General features: G+C 46.9%; 23 protein-coding genes. All 23 read left to right on the top strand.

Annotated features, from left to right (window positions below; genetic code table 11):
• The first annotated feature begins 28 nt into the window (after positions 1 to 28).
• The 23 genes from fapR to sucD all read left to right on the top strand — a co-directional run bounded on the left by fapR (position 29) and on the right by sucD (position 20,788).
• Positions 29 to 595, top strand: a complete 567-nt coding sequence (gene fapR / locus NYE50_RS08865; protein WP_003154320.1) for a transcription factor FapR — start codon at positions 29 to 31, stop codon at positions 593 to 595.
• Positions 596 to 608: 13 nt separating this feature from the next.
• Positions 609 to 1,607 (top strand): phosphate acyltransferase PlsX, encoded by a 999-nt coding sequence (gene plsX / locus NYE50_RS08870; RefSeq protein ID WP_003154319.1) that lies wholly within the window; start codon positions 609 to 611, stop codon positions 1,605 to 1,607.
• 18 nt (positions 1,608 to 1,625) lie between these two features.
• The gene (fabD, locus tag NYE50_RS08875; RefSeq protein ID WP_007409759.1) at positions 1,626 to 2,579 is read left to right on the top strand and encodes an ACP S-malonyltransferase; all 954 of its coding nucleotides are present in this window, start codon (positions 1,626 to 1,628) and stop codon (positions 2,577 to 2,579) included.
• Positions 2,572 to 3,312: a 3-oxoacyl-[acyl-carrier-protein] reductase gene (gene fabG / locus NYE50_RS08880; RefSeq protein ID WP_003154312.1), complete on the top strand. Its 741-nt coding sequence runs from the start codon at positions 2,572 to 2,574 to the stop codon at positions 3,310 to 3,312. Before fabD ends, fabG begins: the two co-directional genes overlap by 8 nt.
• A gap of 84 nt (positions 3,313 to 3,396) precedes the next feature.
• Entirely contained in the window at positions 3,397 to 3,630 is a 234-nt protein-coding gene (acpP, locus tag NYE50_RS08885) for an acyl carrier protein (RefSeq protein WP_003154310.1), read from the top strand.
• 138 nt (positions 3,631 to 3,768) lie between these two features.
• Complete coding sequence (gene rncS / locus NYE50_RS08890) at positions 3,769 to 4,518, top strand: ribonuclease III (RefSeq protein ID WP_159354155.1); 750 nt, start codon at positions 3,769 to 3,771, stop codon at positions 4,516 to 4,518.
• Between the two features lie 101 nt (positions 4,519 to 4,619).
• The gene (gene smc / locus NYE50_RS08895) at positions 4,620 to 8,180 is read left to right on the top strand and encodes a chromosome segregation protein SMC (RefSeq protein ID WP_159354156.1); all 3,561 of its coding nucleotides are present in this window, start codon (positions 4,620 to 4,622) and stop codon (positions 8,178 to 8,180) included.
• 19 nt (positions 8,181 to 8,199) lie between these two features.
• Entirely contained in the window at positions 8,200 to 9,189 is a 990-nt protein-coding gene (gene ftsY / locus NYE50_RS08900) for a signal recognition particle-docking protein FtsY (RefSeq protein ID WP_003154301.1), read from the top strand.
• An 83-nt stretch (positions 9,190 to 9,272) separates the two neighbouring features.
• The gene (locus tag NYE50_RS08905; protein WP_072176998.1) at positions 9,273 to 10,043 is read left to right on the top strand and encodes a phosphotransferase family protein; all 771 of its coding nucleotides are present in this window, start codon (positions 9,273 to 9,275) and stop codon (positions 10,041 to 10,043) included.
• A gap of 121 nt (positions 10,044 to 10,164) precedes the next feature.
• Positions 10,165 to 10,497 (top strand): putative DNA-binding protein, encoded by a 333-nt coding sequence (locus tag NYE50_RS08910; protein WP_003154299.1) that lies wholly within the window; start codon positions 10,165 to 10,167, stop codon positions 10,495 to 10,497.
• 13 nt (positions 10,498 to 10,510) lie between these two features.
• Complete coding sequence (ffh, locus tag NYE50_RS08915) at positions 10,511 to 11,851, top strand: signal recognition particle protein (protein ID WP_007409763.1); 1,341 nt, start codon at positions 10,511 to 10,513, stop codon at positions 11,849 to 11,851.
• Positions 11,852 to 11,956: 105 nt separating this feature from the next.
• Positions 11,957 to 12,229: a 30S ribosomal protein S16 gene (gene rpsP / locus NYE50_RS08920; protein WP_003154296.1), complete on the top strand. Its 273-nt coding sequence runs from the start codon at positions 11,957 to 11,959 to the stop codon at positions 12,227 to 12,229.
• Positions 12,229 to 12,474, top strand: a complete 246-nt coding sequence (locus tag NYE50_RS08925; protein WP_007611392.1) for a KH domain-containing protein — start codon at positions 12,229 to 12,231, stop codon at positions 12,472 to 12,474. Before rpsP ends, NYE50_RS08925 begins: the two co-directional genes overlap by 1 nt.
• Positions 12,475 to 12,564: 90 nt before the next feature.
• Positions 12,565 to 12,951 carry a YlqD family protein gene (locus tag NYE50_RS08930; protein ID WP_003154291.1) on the top strand — a complete coding sequence of 129 codons (387 nt, stop codon included), beginning with the start codon at positions 12,565 to 12,567 and terminating at the stop codon, positions 12,949 to 12,951.
• A 4-nt stretch (positions 12,952 to 12,955) separates the two neighbouring features.
• Positions 12,956 to 13,480: a ribosome maturation factor RimM gene (gene rimM / locus NYE50_RS08935; protein ID WP_159354157.1), complete on the top strand. Its 525-nt coding sequence runs from the start codon at positions 12,956 to 12,958 to the stop codon at positions 13,478 to 13,480.
• Positions 13,477 to 14,208 carry a tRNA (guanosine(37)-N1)-methyltransferase TrmD gene (trmD, locus tag NYE50_RS08940; protein ID WP_022553353.1) on the top strand — a complete coding sequence of 244 codons (732 nt, stop codon included), beginning with the start codon at positions 13,477 to 13,479 and terminating at the stop codon, positions 14,206 to 14,208. Before rimM ends, trmD begins: the two co-directional genes overlap by 4 nt.
• A gap of 140 nt (positions 14,209 to 14,348) precedes the next feature.
• The gene (gene rplS / locus NYE50_RS08945) at positions 14,349 to 14,696 is read left to right on the top strand and encodes a 50S ribosomal protein L19 (protein ID WP_003154288.1); all 348 of its coding nucleotides are present in this window, start codon (positions 14,349 to 14,351) and stop codon (positions 14,694 to 14,696) included.
• 142 nt (positions 14,697 to 14,838) lie between these two features.
• Positions 14,839 to 15,687 (top strand): ribosome biogenesis GTPase YlqF, encoded by an 849-nt coding sequence (ylqF, locus tag NYE50_RS08950; protein ID WP_007611396.1) that lies wholly within the window; start codon positions 14,839 to 14,841, stop codon positions 15,685 to 15,687.
• Between the two features lie 72 nt (positions 15,688 to 15,759).
• Entirely contained in the window at positions 15,760 to 16,527 is a 768-nt protein-coding gene (locus NYE50_RS08955; protein WP_224988034.1) for a ribonuclease HII, read from the top strand.
• Between the two features lie 16 nt (positions 16,528 to 16,543).
• Positions 16,544 to 18,247, top strand: a complete 1,704-nt coding sequence (locus NYE50_RS08960; protein WP_340764123.1) for a glycosyl transferase — start codon at positions 16,544 to 16,546, stop codon at positions 18,245 to 18,247.
• On the top strand, positions 18,244 to 18,525 hold the full coding sequence (locus NYE50_RS08965) for a FlhB-like flagellar biosynthesis protein (RefSeq protein WP_061861456.1): 282 nt from the start codon (positions 18,244 to 18,246) through the stop codon (positions 18,523 to 18,525). Before NYE50_RS08960 ends, NYE50_RS08965 begins: the two co-directional genes overlap by 4 nt.
• A 174-nt stretch (positions 18,526 to 18,699) precedes the next feature.
• Positions 18,700 to 19,857 carry an ADP-forming succinate--CoA ligase subunit beta gene (gene sucC, locus NYE50_RS08970; RefSeq protein ID WP_003154283.1) on the top strand — a complete coding sequence of 386 codons (1,158 nt, stop codon included), beginning with the start codon at positions 18,700 to 18,702 and terminating at the stop codon, positions 19,855 to 19,857.
• 28 nt (positions 19,858 to 19,885) lie between these two features.
• A complete protein-coding gene (gene sucD, locus NYE50_RS08975; RefSeq protein WP_003154281.1) occupies positions 19,886 to 20,788 on the top strand; it encodes a succinate--CoA ligase subunit alpha in 903 nt (300 codons plus the stop codon).
• Positions 20,789 to 20,803 lie beyond the last annotated feature (15 nt).

Genomic DNA, 20,803 nt, shown 5'->3' on the forward strand with positions numbered 1-20,803 from the left:
GTCTTAATTGTCCGGATGGTGTTTACAGATGAGAAGAAGCAAGAAAGAACGCCAAAAATTATTGCAGCAGACGATCAAATCGACACCCTTCATCACAGATGAAGAATTAGCGGGGAAATTCGGCGTCAGCATTCAGACGATCCGTTTAGACCGCTTAGAGCTCTCAATACCGGAGCTGAGGGAAAGAATTAAAAACGTGGCAGAACAAACGCTTGATGATGAAGTGAAATCATTGTCTTTAGACGAAGTGATCGGTGAAATCATTGATCTGGAGCTTGACGGCCAGGCCATTTCCATATTAGAAGTAAGACGCGAACATGTCTTCAGCCGCAATCAAATTGCGCGGGGGCATCATTTGTTTGCGCAGGCGAACTCACTCGCCGTTGCCGTCATTGATGATGAGCTGGCGCTGACCGCAAGCGCAAATATCCGCTTTACAAGACAGGTGAAAGAAGGCGAGCGCGTCGTTGCGAAAGCCAAAGTGACGGCAGTCGAAAAAGAAAAAGGCAGAACGGTAGTTGAAGTCAACAGCTATGTGGGAGAAGAAGTCGTGTTCTCCGGCAGCTTTGACATGTACCGTTCAAAACAATCATAAAGGTGGAGCATGCATGAGAATAGCTGTAGATGCAATGGGAGGCGACAACGCACCCAAAGCTGTTATTGACGGAGTAATGAAGAGTATTGAGGCATTTGACGATCTTCATATTACGCTGGTCGGTGACAAGACAACGATAGAATCACACTTGCCAACAACATCAGACCGCATCACTGTGTTGCACGCCGATGAAGTGATTGAACCGACGGATGAACCGGTCCGCGCCGTACGCAGAAAGAAAAACTCTTCTATGGTGCTGATGGCGCAGGAAGTGGCTGAAAACAGAGCGGACGCCTGTATCTCAGCGGGGAATACGGGCGCACTCATGACAGCGGGACTGTTTATCGTCGGCAGAATTAAAGGAATCGACCGGCCTGCGCTTGCGCCGACGCTTCCGACCGTTTCAGGCGACGGTTTCCTTCTTTTGGACGTGGGAGCCAATGTCGATGCTAAACCGGAGCATCTCGTCCAGTACGGAATTATGGGATCTGTATATGCCCGGCAGGTTCTCGGAATCAGCTCGCCCCGCGTCGGATTGTTAAATGTCGGCACGGAAGAAAAGAAAGGAAACGACCTGACAAAAAAGACGTTTGAATTATTAAAAGAAACAAACGTGAATTTTGTCGGAAACGTTGAGGCGAGAGACTTGCTCGAAGGCGCTGCTGACGTCATCGTCACAGACGGCTTTACGGGCAACGTCACGTTGAAAACATTGGAAGGTTCAGCGTTATCGATTTTCAAAATGCTGAAAGATACACTGACTTCAAGTTTTGTTTCTAAGCTCGCAGCGGGAGTGCTGAAGCCGAAGCTGATGGAAATGAAACTGAAAATGGACTATTCTGAGTACGGCGGGGCGAGTCTTTTCGGTTTGAAAGCGCCCGTCATTAAAGCGCACGGCTCTTCTGACGCACGCGCTGTTTACCATGCGCTGCGCCAGGCGAGAGAAATGGTCAGCCAAAACGTGGCCGCATTTATAGAAGAAGAAGTAAAAGAAGAAAAAACAGATGAGTAGTCTGGAGGTTACCGCATCATGAGTAAGATTGCATTTTTATTTCCCGGACAGGGATCACAATATATCGGTATGGGAAAAGACCTGTACGAACGCGAAGAAGCGTCAAAACGTATTTTTGATGAAGCGGACGAAACGCTTGAAACAAAGCTGAGCTCGCTCATTTTTGAAGGCGACGCCGAAGAATTGACCCTTACATACAATGCGCAGCCCGCGCTGTTGACAACGAGCATCGCCGTATTGGAAAAGTTTAAAGAATCCGGCATCACCCCTGATTTCACCGCCGGCCACAGCCTCGGAGAATATTCGGCGCTTGTTGCGGCGGGAGCGATGACGTTTAAAGATGCTGTTTACACGGTAAGAAAACGGGGAGAATTCATGAATGAAGCCGTGCCGGCCGGAGAAGGCGCCATGGCAGCGATTCTCGGAATGGATGCGGAGTCCTTGAAAAAGGTAACGGATCAAGTGACGGAAAACGGGCATCTCGTACAGCTTGCAAACCTGAACTGCCCCGGTCAGATCGTAATTTCCGGAACGGCAAAAGGCGTGGAGCTGGCTTCAGAAGAAGCGAAAAACAACGGAGCAAAACGGGCAATCCCATTAGAAGTAAGCGGACCGTTCCATTCTGAATTAATGAAGCCGGCAGCGCAAAAACTCGAGGAGGTGCTCAGCGCCTGTGAGTTAAAAAATGCGGCTGTTCCCGTGATTTCAAACGTTTCGGCTGACGTTATGACAGAAAAAGACGATATCAAGAAAAAATTGATCGAACAGCTGTACTCACCTGTACGCTTTGAAGAAACCATTAACAAACTGATTGACGAAGGTGTCACGACGTTTGTTGAAATCGGGCCCGGAAAAGTGCTTTCAGGCCTTGTGAAAAAAGTGAACCGCCGCCTTAAAACAATCGCGGTTTCTGACCATGAAACCATCGAACTGGCGATTCAAACGCTGAAGGAGGAGAATCAGGATGCTTAATGAAAAAACAGCAGTGGTAACGGGAGCGTCCCGCGGAATCGGGCGGGCGATCGCGCTTGATCTTGCGAAAAACGGCTGTAACGTAGTAGTCAACTACTCCGGGAATGAAGCGAAAGCGAACGAAGTCGTAGATGAAATCAAATCTTTGGGCCGAAACGCGATCGCGGTAAAAGCCGATGTATCAAATTCCGAAGAAGTACAAAACATGATGAAAGAGGCTGTCGCTGCATTTTCTTCAATCGACATTCTCGTGAACAATGCGGGGATCACAAAAGACAATCTTCTGATGAGAATGAAAGAAAATGAATGGGATGATGTCATTAACATTAACCTGAAAGGTGTATTCAACTGCACGAAAGCCGTGACAAGACAGATGATGAAACAGCGCTCCGGCCGGATTATCAACGTATCATCAATCGTCGGCGTCAGCGGAAACCCCGGCCAGGCGAACTATGTGGCGGCAAAAGCCGGTGTAATCGGCTTAACGAAGTCATCAGCCAAAGAGCTTGCGAGCCGCAATATTACGGTCAATGCCATTGCTCCGGGCTTTATTTCTACAGATATGACGGACAAGCTTTCTAAAGAAGTCCAAGATGAAATGCTGAAGCAGATTCCGCTCGCGCGTTTCGGTGATCCTTCCGATATCAGCAGCGTTGTTACGTTCCTTGCTTCTGAAGGATCGCGTTATATGACGGGCCAAACCCTTCATATTGACGGCGGAATGGTGATGTAAAGATTTGTTTTTAAAATTTCATCCTAGTTTCTCTAGTTTTTTAAAAACGAATCCTCTATAATACTTGAGGGGAGGTGAATTGCTATGGCAGATACATTAGAGCGTGTAACGAAAATCATCGTAGACCGCCTTGGCGTTGATGAAGCTGACGTCAAACTTGAAGCTTCTTTCAAGGAAGACTTAGGTGCTGATTCCCTAGATGTAGTTGAGCTTGTTATGGAACTTGAAGACGAGTTTGATATGGAGATTTCTGACGAAGATGCTGAAAAGATTGCAACAGTCGGCGACGCTGTGAACTACATACAAAACCAGCAATAAGCTGATGCTAAAAGTCCCGCCTGACAGCGGGGCTTTAGCCCTTTAATCGTTCGGTTACCGGCGTCTGACGCTGTACGCGCTGCCGATTCCGTTTACGGCGGGGAGCGCGGTGAACCTGATGTGCCTATGGAGGTTACTATGTCAAAACACTCACATTTTAAAGATAAAAAAAAGTTCTATAAAAAAATAGAGCAATTTAAAGAGTTCCAAGAACGGATTTCGGTTCATTTTCAAAACGAGAAACTTTTGTATCAAGCATTTACACATTCATCTTATGTGAATGAGCATCGGAAAAAGCCGTATGAAGACAATGAAAGGCTTGAATTTTTAGGTGACGCTGTTTTGGAACTGACGATCTCCCAATTCTTATTTGCCAAATATCCGGCCATGAGTGAAGGAGATTTGACGAAGCTGAGAGCCGCTATCGTATGCGAGCCGTCACTCGTCTCACTTGCCCATGAATTGTCATTCGGCGATCTTGTTCTCTTGGGAAAAGGAGAAGAAATGACGGGCGGCAGAAAGCGTCCTGCGCTTTTAGCGGATGTGTTTGAAGCGTTTATCGGCGCACTGTATCTGGATCAGGGCCTTGAGCCGGTTCAGCAATTCCTGAAAGTGTACGTGTTCCCTAAAATAAACGATGGTGCTTTTTCTCATGTGATGGATTTCAAAAGCCAGCTTCAAGAATTTGTACAGCGGGACGGAAAAGGATCGCTTGAGTACAAAATTCTCAATGAAAAAGGGCCTGCCCACAACCGGGAATTCGAGGCGCTTGTCTCTCTTAAAGGTGAGGCGCTCGGTATCGGGAACGGACGTTCCAAAAAAGAAGCCGAGCAGCATGCGGCACAGGAAGCTCTTGCAAAAATGCAAAAATATCATACGAAACAATAAAATCCCCCTGTTTCCCTAGGGGGATTTCAGTATGTCTGCGCCTGATATAAGCGGGTGATTATGATAATATTGAGATACTTATACGATAAGGAGGATCTGGGATGTTCCTCAAACGTTTAGACGTTATAGGATTTAAATCATTTGCAGAACGGATATCCGTTGACTTTGTAAAAGGCGTCACGGCCGTTGTCGGTCCGAACGGCAGCGGAAAGAGCAACATTACCGAAGCCATCCGCTGGGTGCTCGGCGAACAATCAGCCCGCTCGCTTCGGGGCGGAAAAATGGAAGATATCATTTTTGCGGGAAGTGATTCGCGCAAGCGGCTGAACCTTGCCGAAGTCACGTTAACGCTTGATAATGAAGATCATTTTCTCCCGATCGATTACCACGAAGTCAGCGTGACGAGACGGGTGTACCGTTCCGGAGAAAGTGAATTTCTCATCAACAATCAGCAGTGCCGCCTGAAAGATATCATTGACTTATTTATGGACTCCGGGCTCGGGAAAGAAGCATTCTCTATTATCAGCCAGGGGAAAGTCGAAGAGATTCTCAGCAGCAAAGCGGAAGACCGCCGCAGTATTTTTGAAGAAGCGGCCGGCGTGCTGAAATATAAAACAAGAAAGAAAAAAGCGGAAAACAAACTGTTTGAGACGCAGGATAACTTAAACAGGGTGGAAGATATTCTCCACGAGCTTGAAGATCAGGTCGAACCGCTGAAAATCCAGGCTTCAATCGCCAAAGACTACTTAGAAAAAAAGAAAGAGCTTGAACATGTCGAAATCGCCCTTACCGCCTTTGACATCGAAGAACTGCATGGCAGATGGTCGGGTTTAAAAGAAAAGGTGCAGGCGGCAAAAGAAGAAGAATTGGCGGAATCATCGGCTCTGTCCGCAAAAGAAGCGATGATAGAAGAGACGAGAGATAAAATCCACGCGCTTGATGAATCCGTCAACGAACTGCAGCAGGTTCTGCTCGTGACAAGTGAAGAGCTGGAAAAGCTGGAAGGCCGGAAAGAAGTGCTGAAAGAGCGCAAAAAAAACGCCGCGCAAAACCGGGAACAGCTTGAGGAATCCGTTACACATTACACGAACAAAGAAGCCGAACTGAAAGCGGACATTGAAAAACAGTCTGCCGTCTATGATAAACTTCGTGCGGAAGTGAAGCGGTTAAACGCCCAGGTGAAAGAAAAGCAGCAGGCTCTCAGTCTGCATAATGAAAATGTAGATGAGAAAATCGAACAATTAAAAAGCGATTACTTTGAATTGTTAAACAGCCAGGCGTCGATTCGCAACGAGCTGCAGCTTTTAGATGACCAGATGTCCCAATCTGCGGTCCAGCAGGCGAGACTGACCGCAAACAATGAAAAATATCTTGAAGAACGTAACGATATTGCAGTCCGCAAAGCGGCGTGCGAAGAAGAATTGGCCGCCGTTAAAGAGGATATTCACAATCAGGTCGTCCGCTTTCGCGAAGTCCAGACAGCATATGAACAGAAAAAACGCCAATATGAAAAGAAAGAATCTGCGCTGTATCAGGCATATCAATTCGTCCAGCAGGCCAGATCCAAAAAAGATATGCTTGAAACGATGCAAGGCGATTTTTCAGGATTTTACCAAGGCGTAAAAGAAGTGCTGAAGCAGAAAGAGAAGCTCGGCGGCATCCGCGGCGCCGTTCTCGAACTGATTGCCACCGAACAAAAGTATGAAACGGCGATCGAGATTGCACTCGGCGCAGCGGCGCAGCACGTTGTCACAGACGACGAGCAGGCGGCGCGGAAAGCGATTCAATATTTAAAACAGAATTCATTCGGCCGCGCGACGTTCCTGCCGCTTACGGTTATGAAACCGCGCCAGCTCCAAACCCGTGATGAACAGACGGCTCAGAAGCATCCGTCTTTTCTCGGCACAGCGAGCGGGCTTGTCACATATGATGCCGCGTATCGGAATGTCATTCAAAACCTTCTCGGCACAGTGCTGATCACTGAAGATTTAAAAGGTGCGAATGAACTGGCCAAGCTTCTCGGGCACCGCTACCGCATCGTGACGCTTGAGGGCGATGTCGTCAATCCAGGCGGATCAATGACAGGCGGCGCGGTCAAAAAGAAAAACAATTCTCTGCTCGGCAGAAGCCGTGAGCTTGAGACGGTGACTGCGCGGCTTGCCGAAATGGAAGAAAAAACAGCTCTGCTCGAAAAAGAGGTCAAAACGCTGAAGCAGGCCATTCAAGAGCTTGAACATACGCTGAGCGGTCTCCGTGAAGACGGTGAAGCTTTCAGAACAAAGCAGCAGGATGTAAAAGGCAGGCTGTATGAACTCGAAGTCGCTGAAAAGAACATCAATACCCATCTGGAGCTTTACGATCAGGAGAAAGCATCACTGACGGAAAGCAGCCGGGAAAAAGAGACGCGCAAATCAGCTCTGGAAGAACAGCTGAGTGAGGCATCCGGCCAGCTGAAAGAGCTTGAGGAAGAGATGGAAAGGCTGACAAAACAAAAGCAGACCCTATCCTCAACAAAAGAAACGCTCTCTCATGAACTGACGGAATGTAAAGTGGCCGCTGCGAAAAAAGAACAGGCGTGCTCGAGTGAGGAAGACAACCTCAAAAGGCTGAAAAAAGAGCTTGAAGAAACACAGCTCGCTCTGAAAGAAACACGGGAAGATTTAAGCCTCCTGACCTCAGAGATGACGTCCAGCACAAGCGGTGAGGAGCAGCTTGAAGAAGCAGCCCATCACAAGCTTCACGATAAAACGAGAACGATCGAATTGATCGCCAGCCGGCGCGACCAGCGTGTGAAGCTCCAGCGGGCTCTTGATACGAACGAGCTTGAACTGAAAGAGATGAAGCGTCTCTACAAGCAAAAAACAGAAATTCTGAAAGATGAAGAGGTAAAACTCGGCCGGATGGAAGTTGAGCTTGATAATCTCTTGCAGTATTTACGCGAGGAATACAGCTTATCCTTTGAAGGAGCAAAAGAACAATATCAGCTCGAACTCGAGCCTGAAGAGGCGAGAAAACGGGTCAAACTGATCAAGCTTTCAATTGAAGAGCTCGGAACGGTCAATCTCGGCAGCATCGATGAATTTGAAAGAGTAAACGAACGGTATCAGTTTTTAACAGAGCAGAAAAATGACCTGACGGAAGCGAAAAATACACTGTTTCAAGTCATTGAAGAAATGGATTCTGAAATGACGAAGCGATTCCATGAAACGTTTATCCAGATCCGTTCTCAATTCAACGACGTGTTCCGTTCTTTATTCGGAGGAGGACGGGCTGAACTGAAGCTGACTGATCCGAATGATCTTCTTAATTCCGGGGTGGACATTATCGCGCAGCCTCCGGGCAAAAAACTGCAAAACTTAAATCTTTTGTCAGGGGGAGAACGGGCGCTGACTGCCATTGCCCTTTTATTCTCCATTCTGAAAGTAAGGCCCGTGCCGTTCTGCGTCCTTGATGAAGTGGAAGCTGCGCTTGATGAAGCCAATGTATTCAGGTTTGCGCAATATTTAAAAAAATACAGCGGCGACAGCCAGTTTATCGTCATCACCCACAGAAAAGGCACCATGGAAGAAGCGGATGTCCTCTACGGTGTTACGATGCAGGAATCCGGCGTTTCCCGAATGGTTTCGGTCAAACTGGAAGAAACAAAAGAATTCGTTCAGTAACGAGGAAAGAGGTTGAAAGATGAGCTTTTTTAAAAAATTAAAAGAGAAAATCACGAAACAGACAGACTCCGTCTCTGAAAAATTTAAAGATGGTCTTGAAAAAACAAGAAATTCCTTCTCAAATAAAGTGAACGAACTCGTCTCCCGCTACCGGAAAGTCGACGAGGATTTCTTCGAGGAGCTTGAGGAAGTGCTGATTGGCGCTGACGTAGGTTTTACAACCGTTATGGAGCTGATTGATGAGCTCAAAAAAGAAGTGAAGCTGAAAAACATCCAGGATCCTCAGGAAGTGCAGTCCGTCATTTCTGAAAAGCTTGTCGACATTTATAACAGCGGCGACGAACAGATTTCTGAATTAAATATTCAGGACGGGCGCCTGAACGTTATTCTGCTTGTCGGGGTAAACGGCGTCGGAAAAACGACAACGATCGGAAAACTTGCCCATAAGCTGAAGAATGAAGGCAAATCCGTTGTGCTCGCTGCCGGAGACACTTTCAGAGCCGGGGCGATTGAACAGCTTGAAGTATGGGGGGAGCGTACAGGCGTGCCTGTCATTAAGCAGGCTGCCGGAAGCGACCCTGCGGCGGTTATTTATGATGCCGTACACGCGGCTAAAGCAAGAGGAGCGGATGTGCTGATTTGTGATACGGCCGGCCGTCTTCAGAATAAAGTAAACTTAATGAAAGAGCTTGAAAAAGTCAAACGCGTCATCGAACGCGAAGTGCCTGAGGCTCCGCATGAGGTTCTCCTTGCGCTTGACGCGACGACAGGCCAGAATGCGATGGCGCAGGCGAAAGAATTCTCCAAAGCGACGAATGTGACGGGTATCGCGTTAACGAAGCTTGACGGCACCGCAAAAGGCGGTATCGTCCTGGCAATCCGCAATGAGCTTCACATCCCCGTGAAACTGGTCGGCCTCGGAGAAAAGGTTGACGACCTCCAGCGGTTTGATGCAGAATCTTACGTATACGGTCTCTTTTCTGATTTAGTTGAAAAAGCCGAGGATTAATGAATAAAAAACGAGTATAAAATGGACGGTTTTATACTCGTTTTTTTATACGCATTGATAGATCGGAATGGAGGGGGAAATTGTTGGACAAATGGCTGAAAGCTGAATTGGAAAGTAAGATCGGCGCAATAAACCATATGTCGCTGTTGGATGAACAGGGAGGCACTTCAACCGTTCGAAAAATAGTGACCGGCCAAGACGCATTTCTGCTGAAAAGTTCTTTTCAACAGAAGTATCGGGAATGGTTAATGAGAGAAGCCTTCGTTTTACAAAAACTGACGGAAACTCGTCGTCTGCCTGTTCCTGTTTATTATGGGATGATACAGGAACAGCATGCCAGCCATATCATCATGTCATTTGAGGATGGAATCACCCTGACTTCGGCTTTAAGAAAAGCAAAAGGGGATACTGAAAAGAAAAAGCTGATCAAAAGTTTCGGCCGGTTTCTGCAACGGCTGCATGAAACCGACATGGTCTCTGGTTTACAGCCGGAAACAGACTGGCTCGATCTGCAAATCAAACGAGCCGGGGAATATGTCAAAAAAGGGCAGGCTGAAGGAAGTGCAGAGCTTTTGAAGGAATTGGACAGGTACAGGCCTGTTCCTGTTCAGCAGACAATGATTCACGGTGACTGCACGACTGATAATGTGCTGGTGAAAGACGGAGAGGTCTATCTGTTTATCGATGCTGCGGGAATATCGGCGGGAGATCCGCGATATGATGAATCATTAGCGATCAGTCATTTTGTCACAAATGAAGCATGCCTCAATGCTTTTTACGAAGGCTATTGCCGCTACCGTGTATCAAAACAAGAATTCGAGTATTTTAACGACGGTCTATATGAATTTTTTTGAAAAAACTTATGATGTAAAAAGAGCATCATGCTTTGACAAGATAAAAACTTGACACACGCTCTGAAACCATGTAAACTAAGTTTTTGTAAAGGGATTTGACTTAACAAAGGGGAGAGCTCAAATGTCGCTCGAAAAAACGACGAGAATGAACTATTTATTTGACTTCTATCAGTCGTTGCTGACGTCAAAACAAAAGAGCTATATGTCGCTTTATTATCTGGACGATTTCTCCCTTGGTGAAATAGCCGAAGAGTATGACGTTTCAAGGCAAGCCGTTTACGATAACATCAAACGGACTGAAGCGATGCTTGAACAATATGAAGAAAAACTGCTCCTTTTTAAAAAGTTTCAGGAGCGTAAAGAAATGTTTACAAAGCTGAAAGAGCTTGCTTCCGGGTTGCAGGAAGAGGAAAAAATGACGGCTCTGATTGAAGCGCTTGAGAAATTAGATTAGGAGGCGGCAAACAATGGCATTTGAAGGATTAGCCGACCGACTGCAAAAGACGATTTCAAAAATCCGCGGAAAAGGAAAAGTCAGCGAACAAGACGTAAAAGAGATGATGCGTGAAGTTCGTCTTGCGCTTCTTGAGGCTGACGTTAACTTTAAAGTAGTAAAGGATTTTGTGAAAAAAGTAAGTGAACGGGCTGTCGGACAGGACGTTATGCAGAGTCTGACACCCGGTCAGCAGGTTATTAAAGTCGTAAAAGAAGAGCTTACCGAGCTGATGGGCGGCGAAGAAAGCAAAATTGCCGTCGCCAAACGCCCGCCGACCGTTATTATGATGGTCGGGCTCCAAGGTGCCGGTAAAACGACAACCACGGGGAAGCTTGCCAACCTGCTGCGCAAAAAACATAATCGCAAACCGCTGCTCGTGGCTGCGGATATTTACCGCCCCGCCGCGATTAAACAGCTGGAAACCCTGGGGAAACAGCTTGATATGCCGGTCTTTTCGCTTGGCGATCAGGTCAGCCCGGTGGAAATTGCCAGACAGGCGATTGAAAAAGCGAAGGAAGAGCATCATGATTATGTGATTTTAGATACCGCCGGACGGCTGCACATCGATCATGAACTGATGGATGAGCTCTCCGGCGTAAAGGAAGTCGCAAATCCTGAGGAAATTTTCCTTGTCGTCGACTCAATGACCGGTCAGGATGCGGTAAACGTCGCCAAAAGCTTTAATGACCAGCTCGGTTTAACGGGTGTCATTTTAACAAAGCTTGACGGGGATACCCGCGGAGGTGCGGCGCTTTCTATCCGCGCGGTCACCGAAACGCCGATTAAATTCGCCGGAATGGGAGAAAAGCTCGATGCTCTTGAAGCGTTCCATCCTGAACGGATGGCATCCCGGATTCTCGGAATGGGTGACGTGCTGACGCTGATTGAAAAAGCTCAGGCGACCGTTGATGAAGACAAAGCCAAAGAGCTTGAGCAGAAAATGAGAACGATGAGCTTCACATTGGATGATTTTCTGGAGCAGCTCGGCCAGGTCCGAAACATGGGGCCTCTTGACGAACTGCTGCAAATGATGCCCGGCGCAGGCAAAATGAAAGGCTTAAAAAACATCCAAGTCGATGAAAAACAGCTGAATCATGTGGAAGCGATCATTAAATCAATGACTGTTCTTGAAAAAGAACAGCCGGATATCATTAACGCCAGCCGGCGGAAGCGGATTGCCAAAGGAAGCGGAACATCCGTTCAGGAAGTCAACCGTCTTTTAAAGCAGTTTGAGGAAATGAAAAAAATGATGAAGCAGATGACCAACATGACAAAAGGGAAGAAAAAAGGCTTTAAATTACCTTTTATGTAATCGGTTATACATGATAAAACCGTTGTTAAGAAAAAACACTTTACAAACACTTTTATCATTGTTAATATACTATCTTGTTGAAATATTTTCGGAGGTGCTAGTAAAATGGCAGTAAAAATTCGTTTAAAACGTATGGGAGCAAAAAAATCTCCTTTCTATCGTATTGTTGTAGCAGATTCTCGTTCACCGCGTGACGGCCGTTTCATCGAAACAGTCGGCACATACAACCCGGTTGCAAAGCCGGCTGAAGTGAAAATCAACGAAGAGCTTGCTCTTAAATGGCTTCAAACAGGAGCTAAACCTTCTGACACAGTCCGCAACTTGTTCTCAAGCCAAGGAATTATGGAAAAATTCCACAACGCTAAACAAGGCAAGTAATGACTGATCAGAACTTGGAAGATTTGATTGTCAGCATTGTGGCTCCGCTTGTCGACCATCCGGAAGACATAACGGTCACAAAGGAAGAGACTGATCAAAAGATTGCGCTGCGCTTATCTGTCAATAAGTCAGATACTGGTAAGATTATCGGAAAGCAAGGCCGGACTGCAAGAGCGATTCGAACCGTCGTTTTTGCAGCTGGCGCACAGTCTTCTAAGAAAGTTCAATTTGAAATATTTGACTGAAAAAGGGAGAGGGCCGGCACCTCCCCTTTTTTTACACGTAAAAAAGGCAAATGAACAGAAATATGTTGGAAGAGTGGGGAGTCTGGTCCTATGCAGATTATTCACAGGGTAACCGTTATGCAGGTTCTGACCGAGCAAAGCAAGGAAAAGCTTTTGGCCTCTTTTGCAGAAAAAAAGCAAACGCTTGAACGAGAATGCAGCCAGCTCTATTTTCAGCTTAGAAAACATGAAAAAGATCAGCAGAATCCCGATGTAGCGGAATCTTTTAAAAAAGCCATTGAAAAAAGACAAGACAAAATCAAAATGATCGATTTCCAAATAAGCCAGACAGAGTCGCTCCCGCTTGGAAGCGAAGTGAAGGAAAAGGAGATCGATGCGCTGCTTTCAATCAACGTCGGTGATAACTGGCATGAAAAAACAGCGGCAAATACCATCGTCATAAAAGACGGGGTAGTAATTGAAATCCGCCCGAGGTGATAATATGACAAACAGATGGTTTAATGTAGGCAAAATTGTAAATACCCACGGCATTAAAGGCGAAGTGCGGGTCATTTCTAAAACGGACTTTGCCGAAGAACGGTACAAGCCCGGCAATACGCTTTATTTGTTTGCGGAAGGGGCTGCGGAGCCAATCAAAGTAACGGTCAGCGCCCACAGGCTTCACAAGCAGTTTCACCTGCTGCAATTCAAAGAAATGCCGAGTCTCAATGAAGTCGAACACCTAAGAAACATGGTGATCAAAGTCCCTGAAGAAGACTTGGGAGAGCTTGAAGAAGATGAATTTTATTTTCATGAAATCATCGGCTGCGAGGTTGTGTCAGAAGACGGAGAACTGATCGGCACAGTGAAGGAAATTTTGACGCCCGGGGCTAATGACGTATGGGTGGTTCAAAGAAAAGGCAAAAAAGATGCGCTCATTCCGTATATTGCTTCTGTGATAAAGGATATTAATATAAATGAGAAAAAAATTAAGATTCATGTAATGGAAGGGTTAATAGACGAATGAAAATCGACTTTTTAACACTGTTTCCCGAAATGTTTCAAGGGGTGCTCGGCTCATCCATTCTGCAAAAAGCACAGGAAAAAGAGGCTGTCCGTTTTGACGTCATCAATTTCCGGGCTTTTTCGGATAATAAACACCAAACGGTTGATGATTACCCGTACGGCGGGGGAGCCGGGATGGTGTTAAAGCCGCAGCCCGTATTTGATGCGGTTGAAAAGCTGACAGCCGGTACGGACGCCAAGCCGCGCATTATTCTCGTCTGCCCGCAAGGTGAGCGTTATACGCAGAAGAAAGCCGAGGAGCTGGCGGAAGAGGAACATCTCATGTTTATTTGCGGACATTATGAAGGGTATGATGAACGGATCCGGGAACATCTTGTCACTGATGAAATCTCCATCGGGGATTTTGTGCTGACCGGGGGAGAGCTCCCTGCCATGATGATCGCCGACAGCGTTGTCAGGCTTTTGCCGGGCGTTCTCGGAAAAGAAGCATCCCACGTGGAGGATTCCTTCAGCACGGGGCTTTTAGAGCATCCGCACTATACGAGGCCTGCAGATTATAGAGGCTTAAAAGTGCCTGAGACCCTTCTGTCGGGCAACCATGCCAAAATACAAGAATGGCGCAATAAAGAATCAATCAGAAGAACCTTTTTAAGACGTCCGGATCTTCTTGAAAACTATCCTCTCACTGATGAGCAAAGAAAATGGATTTCCGAGTGGGAAAACGAATAGATTCTATTGCGCAGGCGATGAAGATATGATAAGATACTACTTGTGGCTTAAGGAGGCTTATCCTTCAGAAGCTTGAAAACGATGTTCCGCTGTGCCTTGCAGTTGTGGCCAAGAGCATCTGTTGGAAGGAGTTGAAAACGATGCAAAAACTAATTCAAGATATCACAAAAGAACAGCTTCGCACTGATCTTCCTGCGTTCCGTCCTGGTGACACTTTACGTGTACACGTAAAAGTTGTTGAGGGTAACCGTGAGCGTATCCAGATCTTCGAAGGTGTTGTGATCAAGCGTCGTGGTGGTGGAATCAGCGAAACGTTCACAGTTCGTAAGATTTCTTACGGTGTTGGCGTTGAACGTACATTCCCTGTACACACACCAAAAATCGCGAAAATCGAAGTTGTACGTTACGGTAAAGTACGTCGCGCTAAGCTTTACTACCTGCGTGAACTTCGCGGAAAAGCGGCTCGTATTAAAGAAATCAGACGATAATGATAACGAACGAAAAGAGCTTGTTACCCGTAACAGGCTCTTTTTTTATATGAAATTTGTAAAAGCAGAACAAGCAACGTAAAATACATAAGAGATCATCGGAACATCCGGTTCCGGTAAATAAGGCAGGTGTCGAAGTCACATGACCATTCAATGGTTCCCGGGCCATATGGCTAAAGCGAGACGGGAAGTAACAGAAAAACTGAAATTAATTGATATCGTATACGAATTGGTGGATGCGAGAATCCCGATGTCATCGAGAAATCCGATGATTGAGGAGATTTTGAAAAATAAGCCGCGCATTATGCTTTTAAATAAAGCCGATAAGGCGGATGCGGCTGTGACTGCCCAGTGGAAGGACCACTTTCAGGAACAGGGCATTCCCTCTCTTTCAATAAACTCCGTTAACGGGCAGGGACTGCATCAAATCGTGCCGTCCTCGAAAGAGCTGCTGAAAGATAAGTTCGATAAAATGAAAGCAAAAGGCATTAGGCCAAGAGCAATCCGCGCATTAATCATCGGCATTCCGAATGTCGGCAAATCTACGCTCATTAACCGGCTGGCCAAGAAAAACATTGCCAAGACGGGAGACAGGCCCGGCATTACCACTTCACAGCAGTGGGTAAAGGTAGGCAAGGAATTAGAGCTGCTCGATACACCGGGAATTTTATGGCCTAAATTTGAAGATGAGCTTGTCGGCTTGCGCCTGGCGATCACCGGGGCGATTAAAGATACGATTATCAACCTGCAGGATGTGGCCGTCTTCGGGCTGCGCTTTCTGGAAGAGCATTATCCCGACCGCTTGAAGGAGCGCTACGGACTTCAGGAAATCCCTGAGGATATCGCCGCTCTTTTCGACGCGATCGGTGAAAAACGCGGCTGTTTGATGGGCGGCGGAATGGTTGACTATGATAAAACAACGGAAGTCATCATTCGGGACATCCGGACGGAAAAATTCGGCAGGCTTTCATTTGAAACGCCATCAGAATAAAGACGCGCAGCGATGCGGGTCTTTATTTTTTCCGCAGAACACCGATATACATAATGTAAGGGAGAAGAGAACGTGAATACATTAACCGTAAAAAGCGTAAAAGAACGCCTGCAAGAGGTCAGGGACGAAAGCGACCCCTTCCTTGCCCAATGTGAGAAAGACCCGAGAAAAAGCGTACAGACGCTTTTAGAGCAATGGCTGAAAAAGCACGCGAAGGAAAAAGCTCTTAAAGAGCAATGGCTGAACATGATGGCATACGAAAGACTGTCATCCAAAAAGGGTTTCCGCCTGATTGCGGGTGTTGACGAAGCCGGAAGAGGGCCGCTTGCCGGACCGGTTGTCGCCGGCGCCGTCATTTTGCCGGCAGAATGCGAGATTCTCGGTCTCACGGACTCGAAGAAATTGTCGGAAAAGAAGCTCGAGGAGTATTACAGCCGGATCACGGAAGAAGCGGCGGCTGTAGGAGTCGGCATTGTCCATGCGGACGTCATTGACCGGATCAACATTTATGAGGCCGCGAGACTGGCGATGGTAAAAGCCGTCAATGCTTTAACGGAAACACCTGATTATCTGCTTGTTGATGCCATGACCCTTCCGCTTGACATTCCGCAGTCATCAGTCATAAAAGGGGATGCCAAAAGCGTGTCAATTGCCGCCGGAGCCTGTATCGCAAAAGTAACGCGGGACCGTCTCATGGCTGAGTACGCCAAAACCTACCCCATGTATGGCTTTGAAAAAAATAAAGGCTACGGAACGAAAGAACATCTTGAAGCTCTTCAGGCATACGGACCGACAACTATTCACCGAAAAACGTTCGCTCCCGTTCAATCTTATTGTTAGAAAAGAGGCTTAAGACATGAACATAAGCGGCGAAATCCAAGCGGCTTTCAGACAGCTGACGGCGGAAATCCCTCCGGATCGGCAAGACGGCGGTAAAGACAGCGGCGCTCAAAGGCTGCTGTTAGGGAAGGTTCTCCGTTTGCTGGACGATCAAAGCGCCCTTATCCAAATCGGCGGCCGGACGATGCAGGGAAAACTTGAAACCGCCCTTCGTCCGCAGGCGTATTACTGGTTTTCTTATGACAAACAGCCGGCGGAAAAAACGGGCCGGCTTCATGTCATTGACCAATTCGAAGGAAGCCCGAAAACCGTTCAGGAAGCGGCGGGAAGACTGTTAAACGCTCTTTCTGTCAAACCAGGCCCTGTGTCTCTGCAGATTGCCGAAACGTTTATGCAGCAGAAGCTGCCGATGACGGAAAACAGCCTCAAAGCTTGCATCCGCTGGGCTGAATCTCTTCCGACTGCCGAATTGAAAAAAGCGGCGGAAACAATCGTATTTGCGCTGAAACGGGAACTGCCCGCACATCCGGAAGTCTTGTCAGCCATTCATGCCGTTAAATATCCGGTTCCGACCCGTCGCCTCCTCTCAGGACTGCTTCAGGCAATCAATCAGGCTCCGCAATCGGCAAAAGAGCTGTCTGTGCTCAAAGAGGCGGTTTCTGACGTGTTAAACGCGGAAACGGATCTACATGCAGAACGTCTCTTGAAGAAGCTTGCCGAGGCTGCACGCATGCCGACCTCAGAAACCGGGCTGATGGATGAAGGAGAACGGACGGAATCAAAACAATCACCATTTGTCCGAGAGACTTGTGAAAACGGAAAGGCAGTCTCAAGCCAATCTTCTCCTCCGAGTGCACGGACAGATACGGAACTGCCTGAAAAAACGGCAAAACAGATTATAGAGAAATTAATGACCTCGGCAGAAAAAACTGAAAACCGTCCCGTAAAAGTAACGGCGGAGATCATTAAGGCTTTCATTTCTCAAGAAAAAACATTTAAAACAGCACCTGTTCTTCAAAACGCACATTTGACAGAACAGGAGGCGGCTGTTTTCGAAAAAGCCGTTCAGCTCACCGAATTGAAATATGCGGAAAAACATGATGTATTAAGCCTTTTGCAGAAAATCAAAAAAGGACTGGGCACGCGTGATGAATTATCATTCATTACAGCGCTTGAAAAAGGCGTGTCTCCGCAGCCGGAGAAACAAGCGCTGAAAACAGCCCTCCAAGCCGTCCGGACGCTTCAAGAAGCGCCCCAATCCGTTAAACAAGAGGCGGAACCGCTTATTCATAAATTAAACGGCCAGCTGTTTATTGAGCAGCATAACCCTTCTTTTACGCAGATGGTGCTGTCATTTCCGCTGGGAGCGTCCGCGTATGAGAATGACATCACAGTTCTCTTTAAAGGACGGAAGAAGCCGGACGGAAAACTCGATCCGTCACATTGCAGGCTCCTGTTTTTGCTGCATCTTGAAACACTGCAAGAAACCGTCGTGGACTGCATCATTCAGCAAAATGTAATGACCATTACGGTTGAGACTGATTTTGAGCTTCAGGCGGCCATCGACCCTCTCGTACCGGCTTTAAAAGAAGCCGTAAAAGAAACGGGCTTCAGCCTGTCAGGCGTCACGGCTAAAAAACGGCGCCCGAAAGACCAGAGCGCTCTTGTGGAAGAGTTTATAGAAAAAGACGGCGGAAGAAAAGTGGATGTGAAAATATGAAAGAGCAAACGCCGTTAAGAAGAGCTGTCGCCCTGCATTACGACCGGCAGAAAGACCAAGTCCCGAAGGTTGTCGCAACAGGCAGGGGGCACGTGGCGGAAAATATTATAAAAGAAGCTGAGAAGGCTGGGGTCCCCATTCAGGAAGACAGGACCCTTGTCGAATTAATGCGCCATTTGACGGTTGACGATCAGGTACCGGAGGCGCTTTATGAAACCGTTGCCGAAATTTTTTCATTTGTTTACAGACTGGACGAAACCCTGAAAAACGAAAAATAAGGACCATTCATTTCCCGGACTCCGTTTAAATTTATATTTTCAATAAAATAAAAGTTAGAATGTTTGGAAGGATATAAAGATTTTGTTTTGAACCCTAGACAATTCTTCCAGTATTATATAGAATGAAAGCGCAGTCTATTTTTAGTTTTGCTACATAAGTTAGGAGGATGGGAAATGAATATCCATGAGTACCAGGGAAAAGAAGTCCTCAGAAAATACGGGGTGTCTGTTCCTGAAGGTAAAGTGGCTTTTACAGCAGAGGAAGCAGTTGAAAAAGCAGAGAGCCTGTCAAGCTCGGTTTATGTCGTAAAGGCGCAAATCCATGCTGGCGGCCGCGGCAAAGCTGGTGGGGTAAAGATTGCAAAAACAAAAGATGAAGTGAAAGAGTATGCCGAAGAACTGTTAGGCAAGACGCTCGTCACACATCAAACGGGTCCGGACGGACAAGTAATAAAACGCTTACTTATTGAAGAAGGCTGCGATATTAAAAAGGAATACTATGTCGGGCTTGTACTTGACCGCGCTACTTCAAGAATCGTTTTAATGGCGTCTGAAGAAGGCGGAACGGAGATTGAAGAAGTAGCGGAAAAAACACCTGAAAAAATTAAAAAAGCGGTAATTGATCCGGCTGTCGGCCTTCAGGGCTATCAGGCAAGGGAAATTGCATTCGCAATTAACATCCCGAAAGAGCTTGTCGGCAAAGCCGCTAAATTTATGCTCGGTTTATACAAAGCATTTGTTGAGAAGGACTGCTCCATCGCCGAGATCAACCCTCTCGTCGTTACGGGGGACGGAAACGTCATGGCGCTGGATGCTAAGCTGAACTTCGACAGCAATGCGTTATACAGACAAAAAGACATTATGGAATACAGAGATTTAGATGAAGAAGATCCGAAAGAAATCGAAGCGTCAAAATACGATTTAAGCTACATTTCCCTTGATGGAAATATCGGCTGCATGGTAAACGGCGCGGGTCTTGCAATGTCTACAATGGATATCATTAAACACTACGGCGGAGAACCTGCAAACTTCCTTGATGTCGGGGGCGGCGCAACCGCAGAAAAAGTTACGGAAGCTTTTAAAATCATTCTTTCCGATCAAAACGTAAAAGGAATTTTCGTTAATATTTTCGGAGGCATCATGAAGTGTGATGTCATCGCCGAGGGCGTTGTTGAAGCGACGAGACAAGTCGGATTGACATTGCCGCTGGTCGTGCGCCTTGAAGGGACAAACGTAGATTTAGGAAAGAAAATCCTGAATGAATCAGGCTTAAACATCACATCTGCGGAATCAATGGCAGACGGCGCACAGAAAATCGTATCCTTAGTTTAGGAAAGAATGAAAGGCAGGGGACCAGATAATGAGTGTTTTTATCAATAAAGATACAAGAGTTATTGTACAGGGGATTACAGGTTCTACCGCTTTATTTCATACAAAGCAGATGCTGGAATACGGCACGAATATCGTTGGCGGTGTAACACCTGGAAAAGGCGGAACAGAAGCGGAAGGCGTACCGGTATTCAATACGGTCGCAGAAGCGGTTCATACAACGGGCGCAGATGCGTCAGTTATTTACGTGCCGGCTCCGTTTGCGGCGGACGCAATTATGGAAGCGGTTGACGCGGAAATTGATCTTGTCATTTGTATCACTGAGCACATTCCGGTTTTGGACATGGTGAAAGTGAAGCGCTTTATGGAAGGCAAGAAAACGAGATTAATAGGGCCGAACTGCCCGGGTGTTATTACACCTGAAGAATGCAAGATCGGCATTATGCCGGGATACATTCATAAAAAGGGTCATGTAGGCGTTGTGTCCCGTTCAGGAACATTGACATACGAGGCCGTCCATCAGCTTTCAGAAGCCGGCGTAGGCCAATCTACCGCTGTAGGGATCGGCGGCGATCCGGTCAACGGCACGAACTTTATTGACGTGTTAAAAGCGTTCAACGAAGACCCTGAAACACATGCCGTCATCATGATCGGAGAAATCGGCGGCACAGCTGAAGAAGAAGCGGCTGAGTGGGTGAAAGCGAACATGACGAAGCCTGTTGTCGGCTTTATCGGCGGTAAAACCGCGCCTCCGGGAAAACGCATGGGCCATGCGGGCGCCATCATCTCCGGAGGAAAAGGCACGGCAGAAGAAAAAGTCAAAACGATGAACGCCTGCGGAATTGAAGTCGCGGAAACCCCTTCTGTAATGGGTGAAACGCTGATTAAGGTGTTAAAAGAAAAAGGCTTATTTGAAACGTGCAAAACGCACTGATCGAAGCAGGGGCAG

Origin of the sequence: Bacillus sp. EU55 (genome assembly GCF_038005925.1) — a bacterium.
GTDB classification, from domain to species: Bacteria; Bacillota; Bacilli; order Bacillales; family Bacillaceae; genus Bacillus; species Bacillus velezensis.

Bases quoted from the DNA above. Each gene is read 5' to 3' on its own strand.
- fapR (WP_003154320.1), top strand. From the start codon at position 29: ATGAGAAGAAGCAAGAAAGAACGCCAAAAATTATTGCAGCAGACGATC.
- plsX (WP_003154319.1), top strand. From the start codon at position 609: ATGAGAATAGCTGTAGATGCAATGGGAGGCGACAACGCACCCAAAGCT.
- fabD (WP_007409759.1), top strand. From the start codon at position 1,626: ATGAGTAAGATTGCATTTTTATTTCCCGGACAGGGATCACAATATATC.
- fabG (WP_003154312.1), top strand. From the start codon at position 2,572: ATGCTTAATGAAAAAACAGCAGTGGTAACGGGAGCGTCCCGCGGAATC.
- acpP (WP_003154310.1), top strand. From the start codon at position 3,397: ATGGCAGATACATTAGAGCGTGTAACGAAAATCATCGTAGACCGCCTT.
- rncS (WP_159354155.1), top strand. From the start codon at position 3,769: ATGTCAAAACACTCACATTTTAAAGATAAAAAAAAGTTCTATAAAAAA.
- smc (WP_159354156.1), top strand. From the start codon at position 4,620: ATGTTCCTCAAACGTTTAGACGTTATAGGATTTAAATCATTTGCAGAA.
- ftsY (WP_003154301.1), top strand. From the start codon at position 8,200: ATGAGCTTTTTTAAAAAATTAAAAGAGAAAATCACGAAACAGACAGAC.
- NYE50_RS08910 (WP_003154299.1), top strand. From the start codon at position 10,165: ATGTCGCTCGAAAAAACGACGAGAATGAACTATTTATTTGACTTCTAT.
- ffh (WP_007409763.1), top strand. From the start codon at position 10,511: ATGGCATTTGAAGGATTAGCCGACCGACTGCAAAAGACGATTTCAAAA.
- rpsP (WP_003154296.1), top strand. From the start codon at position 11,957: ATGGCAGTAAAAATTCGTTTAAAACGTATGGGAGCAAAAAAATCTCCT.
- NYE50_RS08925 (WP_007611392.1), top strand. From the start codon at position 12,229: ATGACTGATCAGAACTTGGAAGATTTGATTGTCAGCATTGTGGCTCCG.
- NYE50_RS08930 (WP_003154291.1), top strand. From the start codon at position 12,565: ATGCAGATTATTCACAGGGTAACCGTTATGCAGGTTCTGACCGAGCAA.
- rimM (WP_159354157.1), top strand. From the start codon at position 12,956: ATGACAAACAGATGGTTTAATGTAGGCAAAATTGTAAATACCCACGGC.
- trmD (WP_022553353.1), top strand. From the start codon at position 13,477: ATGAAAATCGACTTTTTAACACTGTTTCCCGAAATGTTTCAAGGGGTG.
- rplS (WP_003154288.1), top strand. From the start codon at position 14,349: ATGCAAAAACTAATTCAAGATATCACAAAAGAACAGCTTCGCACTGAT.
- ylqF (WP_007611396.1), top strand. From the start codon at position 14,839: ATGACCATTCAATGGTTCCCGGGCCATATGGCTAAAGCGAGACGGGAA.
- NYE50_RS08960 (WP_340764123.1), top strand. From the start codon at position 16,544: ATGAACATAAGCGGCGAAATCCAAGCGGCTTTCAGACAGCTGACGGCG.
- NYE50_RS08965 (WP_061861456.1), top strand. From the start codon at position 18,244: ATGAAAGAGCAAACGCCGTTAAGAAGAGCTGTCGCCCTGCATTACGAC.
- sucC (WP_003154283.1), top strand. From the start codon at position 18,700: ATGAATATCCATGAGTACCAGGGAAAAGAAGTCCTCAGAAAATACGGG.
- sucD (WP_003154281.1), top strand. From the start codon at position 19,886: ATGAGTGTTTTTATCAATAAAGATACAAGAGTTATTGTACAGGGGATT.